The sequence below is a fragment of the Geobacillus sp. Manikaran-105 genome (assembly GCF_002809955.1).
GTDB classification, from domain to species: Bacteria; Bacillota; Bacilli; order Bacillales; family Anoxybacillaceae; genus Geobacillus; species Geobacillus thermophilus.
Map to the genome: position 1 here is coordinate 1 of NZ_PIJG01000011.1, position 13,147 is coordinate 13,147.

General features: G+C 54.7%; 11 protein-coding genes and 1 other annotated feature. All 11 genes read right to left on the reverse strand.

Annotation, left to right across the window (positions count from 1 at the left end):
* Positions 1-187: 187 nt before the first annotated feature.
* A complete protein-coding gene (thrS, locus tag CV945_RS04985; RefSeq protein WP_100659256.1) occupies positions 188-2,131 on the reverse strand; it encodes a threonine--tRNA ligase in 1,944 nt (647 codons plus the stop codon).
* Positions 2,132-2,180: 49 nt separating this feature from the next.
* Positions 2,181-2,406: a binding site (T-box leader), on the reverse strand.
* 46 nt (positions 2,407-2,452) lie between these two features.
* Positions 2,453-3,328, reverse strand: coding sequence for a putative sporulation protein YtxC (gene ytxC, locus CV945_RS04990; protein WP_100659257.1), 876 nt, complete (start codon positions 3,326-3,328; stop codon positions 2,453-2,455).
* A 270-nt stretch (positions 3,329-3,598) separates the two neighbouring features.
* Positions 3,599-4,531 carry a primosomal protein DnaI gene (gene dnaI, locus CV945_RS04995; RefSeq protein WP_033010808.1) on the reverse strand — a complete coding sequence of 311 codons (933 nt, stop codon included), beginning with the start codon at positions 4,529-4,531 and terminating at the stop codon, positions 3,599-3,601.
* A gap of 11 nt (positions 4,532-4,542) precedes the next feature.
* Positions 4,543-5,934, reverse strand: a complete 1,392-nt coding sequence (locus tag CV945_RS05000) for a replication initiation and membrane attachment family protein (protein WP_044743547.1) — start codon at positions 5,932-5,934, stop codon at positions 4,543-4,545.
* 105 nt (positions 5,935-6,039) lie between these two features.
* Positions 6,040-6,501, reverse strand: coding sequence for a transcriptional regulator NrdR (gene nrdR, locus CV945_RS05005; RefSeq protein ID WP_033008531.1), 462 nt, complete (start codon positions 6,499-6,501; stop codon positions 6,040-6,042).
* Positions 6,502-6,568: 67 nt separating this feature from the next.
* On the reverse strand, positions 6,569-6,967 hold the full coding sequence (locus CV945_RS05010; RefSeq protein ID WP_033008532.1) for a hypothetical protein: 399 nt from the start codon (positions 6,965-6,967) through the stop codon (positions 6,569-6,571).
* A gap of 127 nt (positions 6,968-7,094) precedes the next feature.
* Positions 7,095-7,469 (reverse strand): adenosylmethionine decarboxylase, encoded by a 375-nt coding sequence (speD, locus tag CV945_RS05015; RefSeq protein WP_033008533.1) that lies wholly within the window; start codon positions 7,467-7,469, stop codon positions 7,095-7,097.
* A 300-nt stretch (positions 7,470-7,769) separates the two neighbouring features.
* Positions 7,770-8,798, reverse strand: coding sequence for a glyceraldehyde-3-phosphate dehydrogenase (locus CV945_RS05020; RefSeq protein ID WP_044743538.1), 1,029 nt, complete (start codon positions 8,796-8,798; stop codon positions 7,770-7,772).
* A 116-nt stretch (positions 8,799-8,914) separates the two neighbouring features.
* The gene (gene coaE, locus CV945_RS05025) at positions 8,915-9,520 is read right to left on the reverse strand and encodes a dephospho-CoA kinase (RefSeq protein ID WP_033008536.1); all 606 of its coding nucleotides are present in this window, start codon (positions 9,518-9,520) and stop codon (positions 8,915-8,917) included.
* A 28-nt stretch (positions 9,521-9,548) separates the two neighbouring features.
* Positions 9,549-10,373: a DNA-formamidopyrimidine glycosylase gene (mutM, locus tag CV945_RS05030; protein WP_033008538.1), complete on the reverse strand. Its 825-nt coding sequence runs from the start codon at positions 10,371-10,373 to the stop codon at positions 9,549-9,551.
* Between the two features lie 97 nt (positions 10,374-10,470).
* A complete protein-coding gene (gene polA / locus CV945_RS05035) occupies positions 10,471-13,107 on the reverse strand; it encodes a DNA polymerase I (protein ID WP_100659258.1) in 2,637 nt (878 codons plus the stop codon).
* Positions 13,108-13,147: the final 40 nt, after the last annotated feature.

The following is a 13,147-nucleotide window of genomic DNA, read 5'->3' on the forward strand; positions in this document are numbered from 1 at the left end:
CTTCGCTTGGTGGCCCCGACGAGCGTCGCGAACAAAAGTTCGCAACCCTCGTCGGGGATCATTTCGGAATGTCACCCACAAATATTTTACTCACACTTTTCAGTTGACCGCAACAATGCGCTCCAGCCTCCGCCTGCGCGCGAAAAAAAAGCGGTCCGAAACGCGTCGGACCGCCATAGGTCGTTCCTTATTTCGCCCGTTTTTCCCGCACGTCTTCCGCTAACAAGGCGACAAATTCATCAAGCCCCATCGTCCGGCTCTCTTTTTCGCCGTAGCGTCGGACGTTGACCGCTCGCTCGGCCGCCTCTTTGTCGCCGACAACGAGCATGTACGGGATTTTTTGCATTTGCGCTTCGCGGATTTTGTAGCCGATTTTTTCGTCGCGCTCGTCGACTTCAACGCGGAAGCCGCGTTCTTTCAGTGTCCGCTGCACGTCATAGGCGTAATCGAGGTGCGCCTCCGGCGACACCGGGATCACCTTGACTTGAACCGGGGCGAGCCATGTCGGGAACGCGCCTTTGTATTCTTCGATCAAGAACGCGACAAACCGCTCCATCGTTGAGACGACGCCGCGGTGGATGACAACCGGGCGGTGCGGCTTCCCGTCTTCGCCGATGTACGTAAGGTCAAAACGTTCCGGCAAGAGGAAGTCGAGCTGCACCGTTGAGAGCGTTTCGTCTTTGCCGAGCGCCGTGCGCACTTGCACATCGAGCTTCGGCCCGTAAAACGCCGCTTCCCCTTCAGCCTCATAGTAGTCGAGACCGAGCTCGTCCATCGCTTCGCGCAGCATTCGTTGCGCTTTTTCCCACATTTCATCGTCGTCGTAATATTTTTCTTTGTCATGCGGATCGCGGTATGACAAGCGGAACGAGTACTCGTCAAGCCCGAAATCTTTGTATACTTCTAAAATCAAGTTGACGACACGTTTAAACTCGTCTTTGATTTGGTCAGGGCGCACGAAAATATGGGCGTCATTAAGCGTCATGCCGCGGACGCGCTGCAAGCCGGTAAGCGCTCCGGACATTTCGTAGCGGTGCATCGTGCCAAGTTCGGCGATGCGAATCGGCAGCTCACGGTAGCTGTGCAGCTTGCTTTTGTAAATCATCATATGGTGCGGGCAGTTCATCGGACGCAGCACAAGCTGTTCATTGTCCATTTCCATCGGCGGGAACATGTTTTCTTTGTAATGGTCCCAGTGTCCTGACGTTTTGTACAGCTCGACGCTGCCGAGCACCGGCGTATACACATGGTCATAGCCAAGCTCGATTTCTTTGTCGACGATATACCGTTCAATGATCCGGCGGATCGTCGCCCCCTTTGGCAGCCAAAGCGGCAAGCCTTGCCCGACTTTTTGCGACGTCGCAAACAGCTCAAGCTCTTTTCCTAATTTGCGGTGATCACGCTCCTTTGCCTCTTCGAGAAGATGCAGATAGCGCTCCAAATCTTCCTTCTTGAAAAACGCTGTCCCGTAAATGCGCTGCAGCATTTTGTTGTTGCTGTCACCGCGCCAGTAGGCCCCCGAGATGCTGAGCAGCTTGAATTCTTTGATCTTGCCGGTCGACGGCACGTGCACGCCGCGGCAAAGGTCGAAAAACTCGCCTTGCTCGTAAATGGAAATCGTCTCGCCTTCCGGAATATCAGCGATCAACTCGAGCTTCAACTCATCGCCGATTTCTTCATACAGCCGGATAGCTTCTTCACGGCTCACTTCTTTGCGGACGATATCCAAGTTTTCTTTGACAATGTTGCGCATTTCAGCCTCAATTTTCGGCAAATCGTCCGGCGTCAGCTTATGCTCCATATCGATATCATAGTAGAAGCCGTTTTCAATAACGGGTCCGACGCCGAGCTTGACGTTGCGATACAGCCGTTTGATCGCCTGCGCCATTAAATGGGCGGCGCTATGGCGCAAAATATCAAGCGCCTCTGGCATATCTTGGGTGATAATCACCAGCTCGCCGTCCTCATGAAGCGGCGTGCGCAAATCGACGAACCGGCCGTTTAGTTTCCCGGCGATCGCTTTTTTCTTCAGCCCCGGACTGATCGACGCGGCGATGTCTTCGGTCGATGTCCCGCTCGCAAACTCCTTTTGCGCCCCGTCCGGGAACGTGATGCGAATCATGTCTGGCATCGGCAATCACTCCTTTGTCATAATTGAAAAAGAAAAAAACTCCTCCCTCAAAAGGGACGAGTTTTCGTCGTGGTTCCACCCTTCTTCCCATGGCAACACAACGCCATGGCTCAACAACAATAACGGCTAGCCACCGGCGGCAACTACTGGGCGCTCCGTTCGCTGCCGCAGCTCTGAGGGGGTAAGCGCATTTTTCGTGTTAGGAAGGTTCCAGCCGCCGCCTTCCCTCTCTGGAAACCGTAAAAATGCACCCATATCCTCGTCATCGCTTGTCTATGCGGTTATTCATGTACGATATTATAGCGGAACCGAAAAGAAAAATCAAGATTCTTCCCCATTTCCGGCGCTGGCGACAAACAAGCGGGAAAAATCAGCGCGGCGGCGGAGGCGAAGCCGCTCTTGAAACACGTTTTGCAGCGTCTGCACCATGCCGTCATCCGGGTGGTCGGTATACAGCTCAATTTCCGCCGGAGCAAGCGAGACAAGCGGCGCGAGCACCGAAGAATCGATATACATCGGCTGGCTGACGACGAGATGGCGGTCGATCAGCTGTTTCACTTCCGCCGCCGACAGCTCGCGGCGGTGGCGGTCGTAAAACACGAAGTGCGGCGGGTCGTGCACCAAATACAGGCGCGGCCATTGCGGCGTCCGGCCAACCAGGCATTCGCGCAGCATTTGCACGAAAGTTTGATACTCTTGCTCCAATTTGTACTCGTCAATCGCGAGCCCGACATAATGTTCAAGCCGCTCGATGTACGGCTTCAGCCGAAAGGTGACAAACGACGAAAACGAGAAGGACAGCCCGTCGCGCAAAAACGAAGCGAACGCCTCGCGCAGCAGCGCCATGCGCGAAGCAGCAAACTCCGCCCCTTTCTGATAATCGCGCCGTTCACCGTCCAAAAACGAATGGGCGAGCGCCAAAATTTGCTGCTGTTCCTCGCGGTCGCGAAAATAAAAGACACCGGAAATGATCGACAACAACAGCCGGTCTTCGAGGACAGACTGCACAAATGCAGTCATGGCTGGTATGATATACGTCTCGAGCACGTGCTTCTCGTCGCCGTATATGTAAACCGCCACGGTCTTGTTTCCGTCGTAAGCGGCGTGAAACAGCGGACAGGCATCCCGTTTCCGTTCATTCAGCAGCCAAAACAGTTTCTCCGCCTCGCTTGCCTTGTCAAAATGGATTTCGATCACCCGCTGTCCCCCCTTCTCCGAGATCAACGCTTGGTTTATATATATGGGGACAACCAGCTGTTTAGACTAAAAAAGCGCAAAACGTCCAACGTTTCCCGCCTACAGGGCTGCGGCGGACGGAGCGCACAGACATTCGCAACGGGTTCATTCGCCAAGATGCCCCGCTCCTTGGCGGCTGGCGGAGAATGCATCCTTTCCGCCCCAGCGCAGAAAAACGGCGCCCCCTTGCGTCAGGGGACGCCTTAAGCGCGCCGTTTGACCGCTTATCCATCATTCGCGGCGGTTTGGCCCGGTAATTTCAACCGGGTGCGCGAGTGAGCGGATCCGCTCCATAATGCGGGCGGCTTTCACTTTTTCTTCCTCGCCGCGCTGCGAATACGTCAAATGGTGGGCGAGCTGCTTCATATCAAAGTTGGAGGTGAAAAAGGTCGGCAAATTTTCAAACATCCGGTATTGCAAAATTGGGCCGAGCACATCGTCGCGCACCCAGCTCGACATCGCCTCCGCTCCAAGGTCATCGAGCATGAGCACCGGCACTTTTTTCACATAATCGAGCTTTTCGTTCATCGTCTGATCTTGCAATGAATGCTTCAGCTCGCGAAACAGCTCCGGCACATAGACGATGAGCGACGGAATGTTCCGTTTCGCCAGTTCATTGGCGATCGCCCCGAGCAAATACGTTTTGCCGACGCCGAACGACCCGTACAAGTACAATCCTTTCATTTTTTTCCCCGGCTCGTACTCCGTCACGAACTTCTCTGCAAACTGGATGGCTTTAATGCGCCCATCGTCGCTAAGATCCACATCCGACAGCGAAGCTTGCAAAATTTCCCGCGGCACGAACATGCTTTGAATGAGCGCTTCCTGCCTTCTCCGTTCATCATCTTGCACTTTTTTTGGACAGCGGTCGTATTCAACGTCAATTCGCCCGCCGGCGACCACCAAGTTCGGATGATACCCCGGCAGCATATTTGGGCATTGCTCGAGCCCTGGGCACTGGCGGCAATGGCCATGTTGCTCGATAAATTCGTACAGCTTCATTAAACTTCGGTCCACCGCATCGCGCGACAGCTGCTGCTCGTGCGCCTGCAAAAACGGCTGCACGTCCGGATGCGTCAAAATATAGCGCCGCATTTGTTCATAGCGCCGCCGGAACCCTTCGTTTCCGAACAGCCGCTGCAACAGTTGATTTACTCGTTCCATCGCCTTTACACCTACGATCCATCACGGTATTTTTTCAGCCGTTCCTCGAGCTCTTTGCGCGCCTGTTCCACATCAAAGTCGTCATCATCCGGCTGGCTGTAATCCATGTTCAGCCAGTCGGGGACGATTTCGGTGCGCACGACTTTGCGCACTGTCCGCGTCCCTTTTTCTTTTTCATTCGCCCAGTTTTGGTACGTCTTTGCTTCCTCTTTAGCCAGCTCCATCGCCTCTTTGACGGTGCGCACCTTTTTGCGCGCCCAATGGCTGGCGATTTTCTCGACATATTTTTTCGATAGTTTCATATTCGTCCGCAGCATGACGTAATAAATCAGCACATTGACGACGCCCGGAAGAAGCTGCTGTTGAAACATAATATCTTCGATCAATTGCAAATCGGCGAGCGACGGCTCCGCTCCCCCGGAAATTTCCTTCAGAAGCTGGCGCGGGGAGATCGTCTCGAGCTGCTTCATCAACGCCTCCTCTTTTGTGCGCGGCTCGATGTGTTCCATCGTCCGGTAAGCGAGCGGCTGCACCCGTTCGACAAGGCGCGGGGCGGCGCCGCCGTGCTCGAGCTCATACCACTCCCGGGCCGCCCGGCGCAGGGCGTCAATGTCAATCTCGTATGCCGGATCGATGACGCCGAGGACAATTTTTTGCATTTCCAGCGGCGGGATGCCGTACAAAAATGCCAACTTTTTGATCGCTTCTTTCACTTTCGCGGTTACGGCCCGGCGCGGCACCATCTGTTTCGACAAGCCGGCAAAAAACAGCTCAAAATCAAACACGCCGTCATCGAGCGCATACGACGCCTCGTCCCGCCCCATGTGCACTTTTCCATCCGGCGGCTCGAGCTCGCGCCCGGCCTCTTCATTGAATCCCGCGACGATTTGTTCAGCATGAACGGACGAAAATACGTCCGAAAACGCGCGCGTCACCCGGGTGAACTTTGTCTCATCCACAGCCGGGCAGGCAAAACAGTCATTCAGCTGGGCAAACATATGACGGCCGACTTGCCGGTACAAAAAGACGCCGAGCATTTCGTCGCGGAAAAATTGATCCGGCGCCAGCGGTGGGCGCAGCTCATACACAAACTGCTTCGGCTCTTCCGCCTCGGGGGCGTGGACGTACGTATTCAGCAGCCCGATGCCTTCGAGCTTCAGCCGCTCGCTGTAAATGTCCGGCAGGCCGCACTGCATGAGCGCCATAAGCCGATGGTGGGTCGCTTCCCGGCCGCCAAGCAGCTCGAGCTCCCCCCAAAGCGTCATATATAAGGCGAGCGCACGATGGCCGATCAGCGGCTGATACAGCATAGTCAACACTTTTCGGTCCGCATCGTGCAGCGCAGTGCGGCTTTGCACCATATACCGATCAACGGCCAACAACTCTTTCCAATGGTGTGGCATCGCTCCGACCTTCCATTCTGCCATATTCGTTTCCATCCACCTCTCGCCTTCCCGGCCGAAAAATAAGCTGAAAAAAGGGCCTGCCGCATTCCCGCCCGTGCCCTTTTACCGTTGTCCTTTTTTAATCAGCTCTTTTAGCTCTTCGATAAATACGTTGATATCTTTAAACTGCCGATAGACGGAAGCGAAGCGGACATAGGCCACCTCATCGATGCGCGACAGCCGCTCCATGACCATTTCGCCGATCGTTTCGCTTTTTACTTCCGATACGCCTTGGCTGCGCAGCTCGCGCTCGATTTCCTGCGTCACTTTTTCCAATTGCTCAAGCGCCACCGGCCGTTTTTCACACGCTTTGATCAAACCGCGCAAAATTTTTTCCCGGCTGAACTCCTCGCGCGTCCCTTCTTTTTTGACGACAATCAGCGGCGGTTCCTCGACCCGCTCAAACGTCGTAAATCGATAGTGGCATTGTTCGCACTCGCGCCGGCGGCGAATCGAGCGGCCTTCTTCGGCCGGGCGCGAGTCAAGCACGCGCGTGCCTTGGTGATGGCATGACGGACATCGCATAACATCCACTCCGTTCCTCTTCTTATCTTCTATCATACCGGAATGGCAGAGGGCAGACAAGCCATAGTCAGCTATTGAGGCCAGAACCAATATACGGCAGGCGGCCGTCAAGCTTCCGGTATAACTCAAGGATGACCGCCCGGCTGCGACCAAAATCAAACGGCAAGAACTTTGTCTCGGTCGTCACCGAAAAGTCCACCGCCGTTTCAAACGGGCGGACGGAAATGACGGTGGCGACGATAAACAGCTTGGGGCCGCGCCGCGTTTGGGCGCAAAGCTCGCCGCGCTCTTCGGAAACGGAAAGCAGCTCGGCGTCAGGCAGCGAAGCGAGCAGCTCTTTCACCGCGTCGATGACAGCGCGGTGGGCCGCTTTGTAGTAATGGCTCCGGAGCTCGGCGTCCTCATGGTTTTCCCGCGTTTCGCAATGGTTCGTCAACGCATACTTCAACTTTTTCCACATGCTCATAGCCACGTCTCCCTAATCGTTCTTTTTTTTTCACCATCATACCATGATTTTGGCCGCCATGGCACCGCCGAAAGCGTAAAAAAAGGAGCGTCCTGTTTACGCTCCTTTTGCTTCCGTTGTTATGGAATTACAGCGCGTGCGCCTTTTTCACTTCAATCGGGCGCATGCCGCGCGGCAGCTCAATCGTTTCCCGCGTTTGCGCGCCAAGCTTTTCGGCGATGTAATCCGCGGCGATGGTCGGGTCTAAATGGCCGCATGTATACACATCAATGCTGGCATAGCCGTGTTCCGGAAACGTATGAATCGTTAAATGGGATTCGGAAATAATGACGACCCCGCTTACGCCTTGCGGAGCGAATTTATGGAATGCGACTTCGCGAATTTCCGCTCCCGACTTTAATGCGGCGTCTACAAACGTTTTTTCAATAAAGTCCATATCGTTCAGTTTGTCAAAGTCGCATCCCCAAAGTTCCGAGATAACGTGACGACCCATCGTATCCATGCGCAAGTCCCCCTTTTAACCAATTTTCTCAAATAAAAAACAGATTTGTAGGTTGCAAAATGGCATGTATAACTACCACGGGGGAAAGTTAGTCCTAAGAGGTCCTAACCCTTTAAGTAGTCACATTACCTTTGCCGTTAAGAAGTTCACGAAACATAGTATACTTTGTTTAGGGGGTTTTTGCAACAGGCTTTTTTAATTTTTTCGCATGCCAAAAGGAAAAAGCGCCCACACCGCCACACGGGCGGATCGGACGCTTTGCGCATCTTTTCACGATTGCGAGATTGGAAGAAAAACTGCTTAAGCGCTCACATGAAGACGCTCATTCATTTTGGCGGCGACAAGGCTGGCCAAGTCGACGACGCGGCACGAATAGCCCCACTCGTTGTCGTACCAGGCGAGCACTTTCACTTTCCGGCCGTCAATCACCATTGTCGACAAACCGTCAATGATCGCCGAATGCGGGTTCGTGTTGAAATCAATCGACACAAGCGGCTCCATCGTGAAATCCAAAATGCCTTTCAGCGGACCATTGGCTGCGCGGAGAAGAGCTTCGTTCACTTCCTCGACCGTCACATCCCGCTTGACGTCAACGACCAAATCGACAAGCGACACGTTCGGCGTCGGAACGCGCAACGCCATGCCATGAAGCTTTCCTTTTAAATGCGGCAGCACCAGCCCGAGCGCCTTCGCGGCTCCCGTCGTCGTCGGGATGATCGACTGGGCGCATGAACGGGCGCGGCGCAAATCTTTATGCGGATTGTCGATGTTTTTTTGATCGTTCGTATAAGCATGAACGGTTGTCATCAGGCCGTTTTCAATTCCGAACGCTTCATCAAGCACTTTCACGACCGGGGCGAGGCAGTTCGTCGTGCACGAAGCGTTGGAAATGATAAAATGACGGTCAATATCCAACATCTGTTCATTGACGCCGACGACAATCGTCACATCCTCATTTTTGCCCGGAGCGGTTAAAATGACGCGTTTCGCCCCAGCATCCAAGTGAAGGCTTGCCTTTTCGCGGGCGTTAAATTTGCCGGTCGCTTCAATCACAATATCAATATCAAGCTCTTTCCACGGCAATTGTTGCGGATCGCGCGAGTTCAGCAATTTCACCTTTTTGCCGTTGACAAGCAATCCGTCTTCCAAAGCGGCGACATCGCCGTCGAATTTGCCGTGGTTGGAGTCGTATTTCACCAAATGGGCTAACGTTTCCGGCGGATAGCTGGCATTCACCGCCACAATTTCAAGGTCGGGAGAATTGATGGCTCTCCGGAATACCATCCGTCCAATTCGTCCGAATCCGTTAATCGCCACTTTCGCCTTCATTCACCTTGTTCCCCTCTCATATATGTTATACTATTTATTTTCATCCGCATAAATAGTATATCATATTTTTATGAAATGTGGAGAACAAAATCAATAAAACGCAGCAAAAAAGACGCCTATTTTCCCAAGGCGTCCCATTGATGCAAAATGGCCAGCAACTGCCGGCGTGTCTCTTCGATCGTCCCGTTGTTGTCAATCACCGCATCGGCCCGTTTCACTTTTTCCGCCATCGGCCACTGGGAGCGGATGCGGGCGAGCGCTTCCTCTTCGGTGAAACCGTTGCGCGCCATGAGCCGGCGGAGCTGAACGTCATCGTCGACGTACACGACAAGCACTTTATCCACCCAATGAGTCAGCCCGCTTTCAAATAACAGCGGAATATCTAGGACGACGGTCTTCGCTCCGGAGCGGATGTGCGCTTCTTTTTCAGCCAGCATTTTTTTCCGCACCGCTGGGTGAACGATGGCGTTGAGCACTTTCCGCTGTTGTTCGTCGTTAAAGACGATCGCCCCGAGTTTGGCTCGGTCGATTTCGCCGTCCGCCCGCAAAATGCCCGGACCGAATGCAGCGACGATTTGCCGGTACGCCTCCTCCCCCGGGCGGACGACGGCGCGCGCCGCCTCATCCGCATCGATGACCGGAAGGCCGAGCTCGCGCATCATCGCGCTGACCGTGCTTTTGCCGCTCGCAATTCCACCGGTTAATCCGATCGTGAATGCCATTCGGCACCCCTCCTTTTTTGTCTGCTGCCTAGCGTTGGCAACGCGGGCAATAATGCGTGCCGCGGCCGGCGACAACCATTTTCTCAATCGGGGCGCCGCACCGTTTGCACGGCTCCCCTTTGCGGCCGTATACGAACAGGCGATGCTGGAACGTTCCGGCTTCTCCTTGCGTATTCACATACGTGCGCACCGTGCTTCCCCCTTTCATGACCGCCTCGCCGATCGTCGCCACCATTTCTTCGTGCAACCGTGCAAGTTCTTCATCCGTCAGCGAAGCAGCCGGCCGTCCAGGGAGAATGCCGGCGCGAAACAGCGCTTCGTCGACATAAATGTTGCCAAACCCGGACACGACCGTTTGATCAAGCAACAACGCTTTCACCGTCCGCTTTGTTTTCGCCGCTTTTGCGGCCAACACCGCCGGAGAAAACGCTGGGGACAGCGGTTCCGGCCCTAATTGAGCGAGCGGCGGCCGGCAGTCTGCTTCCTCTTTCGCGTACACGTGCATGGTTCCGAATTTGCGTACATCGCGATAACGAAGCTCACTGCCGTCTGTAAAACGAAACACAATGTGCGTATGCGGTTCAAGCGGCTCATCGGACTGGGCGACCGCGTAGCGCCCCTCCATGCGCAAATGGGAGATGAGCATATCCCGGTCAAGCAAAAATTTCAAAAATTTCCCGCGCCGATCGATGCCGCGCACCGTCTGCCCGGCCAGCCTGGCAGCAAACGCCGCCGGGTCTTGCGGATGACGAATGATATTCGGCCAAAACACCCGCACCTCTTCAATCGTTTTGCCAGCGACAAGCGGCAACAGCGTGCGGCGGATCGTTTCCACTTCCGGCAGTTCCGGCATGGCGCCTCCCTCCTTTTCCTGTTCGTGCACCTGTTTTAAAGCAACAGCTCATTGCGCGGCCCCGTGAAAAACCGAGCAGCTGGCGGGCAGGCCGCTTTTATTTAGCGTCGTACCACGTCGGACCGTAATGGTAATCGACTTTCAGCGGCACGCGGAGTGCGACGGCTTGCTCCATCACCTCTGGAACGAGGCGGCACAGCCGCTCGATTTCCTCTTTCGGCGCCTCCAAAATGAGTTCGTCATGCACTTGCAGCAACAGGCGCGCCTGCAGCCGTTCTTCGCGCAGCCTTACGCTTAGATCGATCATCGCTTTTTTAATAATATCAGCGGCACTCCCTTGGATCGGTGTGTTCATCGCCGTCCGCTCGGCGAAGCTGCGGACGTTGAAGTTGCGGCTTGTAATATCGGGCAAATAGCGGCGCCGATGCAGCAGCGTCGTCACATACCCTTTTTGTTTCGCTTCTTGCACAATGTTGTCCATATATTGCTTTACACCTGGAAAACTGGCAAAATATCGCTCAATAAATTCAGCCGCTTCTTTGCGCGTAATGTTCAAGTTTTGCGCCAGACCGTAATCACTAATGCCGTACACGATGCCAAAATTGACGGCCTTCGCTTGGCGGCGCATGTTGGCTGTCACGTCTTCTTCGCTCACATGGAAAATGTCCATGGCTGTTTTCGTATGGATGTCCAACCCGCGCCGGAACGCTTCAATCAAATTGTCATCTTCCGCGATATGGGCGAGGACGCGCAGCTCGATTTGCGAATAGTCGGCCGCAAAGATGAGCCAGTCCGGCTCCGACGGCACGAACGCCTGGCGGATTTTCCGCCCTTCCTCAAGCCGAATCGGAATGTTTTGCAAATTCGGTTCGACGGAGCTGAGGCGCCCGGTTTGCGTCAACGCCTGATTGAACATCGTGTGCACTTTGCCCGTCACGGGGTGCACCACTTTCAGCAGCCCTTCAATATACGTTGACTGCAGCTTGCCGAGTTGGCGGTAATGCAAAATATGTTCGACGATTTCATGGTGCGGTGCAAGCTTCTCAAGCACATCGGCTGAAGTCGAATAGCCGGTTTTTGTCTTTTTCAACACCGGGAGCTGCAGCTTGTCAAATAAAACCGTCCCGAGCTGTTTCGGCGAGTTAATGTTGAACTCTTGGCCGGCGAGTTCGTAAATGCGCCGCTCGACCGCCTGCAGCTGCTCGGTGAGCTCCGCCCCCATCTGTTCAAGCCGCTTCGTGTCCACTTTCACTCCAGTAAATTCCATATTGGCCAAAATGCCAGCCAGCGGCTGTTCGAGCTCGACGAGCAGCCGATCTTGTTCGTTGCGGCGCAGTTCGTCCATCAACGGCTCTTCAAGCGCCCAAATGGCCGCCGCCTTGCGGGCGAGATGCTCGGCAAGCGTCGGTTCATCAGGAACCGTCCGCTTCGCTCCTTTTCCATAGACCGCCTCATCCGACCGCACCGCCTCGTACTGATGCATTTTCGCCACCACGGCAACGTCGCCCGCCGCCTGCGCCGGATCGAGCAAGTAAGCGGCCAGCAACAGATCGAACACGACGCCGCGCAGTTCGATTCCTTTCCATTTTAACGCGACGGCCGCCCGCTTTGAATCAAACATCGTTTTTTTCTTCGTCTCATCGCCAAGCCAAGCGAGAAATTTCGGATCGGCGAGCGCCGTCTCCGGGCGCAGGAAAAACCGCCCGCGTTCGTTGGCCAAGGCGATCCCGACAATCGGGGCATGGTGATAGTTGTCGCCCACCACCTCCACGACGAGGGCCGCTTTGTCGGCGAGCATTTCGTCCGTGACGCTGTCGGCGATCGCAAAATCCATCCCGGCGAGCGGCTTCTCGCCTTCATCCGTTTGGACGGCCATCTTGTCGAGAAACGACTGGAATCCAAGCTCCTGAAACAAGGCGACCACTTTTTCCCGGTCTTCTCCTTTGTAGACAATGTCATCGAGCGTCAGCTCAACCGGGGCGTCGCGGCAAATAGCGGCCAGCTGTTTGCTTAAAAGCGCCAAATCCCGGTATTGGCGCAAATTTTCTTTCAGCTTCTCCCCTTTGATCTCATCGATCGATGCCAGTACGTTTTCGACCGTGCCGAATTGCTTGAGCAGCTTGACGGCTGTTTTTTCCCCGATGCCGGGCACGCCAGGGATGTTGTCGGATTTGTCGCCCATCAATCCTTTCAAGTCGACAATTTGCTCCGGGGTGAGGCCGTATTTTTCCGCGACCGTCTCCGGCGTGTACGACTCGATGTCGGTAATCCCTTTTTTCGTAATCTCCACCGTCACTTGCGGGGAAGCAAGCTGGGTTAAATCGCGGTCGCCGGAAATGACTTTCACTGCAAACCCTTCCCGCTCAGCCCGCGCCGCCATCGTTCCGATAATATCGTCCGCTTCGTAATGGTCGAGCTCATAGGCGGGGATGCGGTACGCCTTGAGCAATTCGCGCAGCAGCGGAAACTGTTCCGACAGTTCCGGCGGCGTCTGCTGCCGCCCGCCTTTATAGTCTTGGAACGTTTCATGGCGGAACGTCGTTTTCCCGGCGTCAAACGCCACGAGAATGTGGGTCGGCTGCTCTTCCGCCAAAATTTTGTTTAACATCATCGTAAACCCGTAGACTGCGTTCGTATGAATCCCTTTATCGTTATGCAAAAGCGGCAACGCGAAAAAGGCGCGGTACGCCACGCTGTTGCCGTCAATTAAGACGAGCTTGTTTTTCAACATCATCCCTCCTCGGACGTTCCTTGTTCTATTGTACCACGCCGGC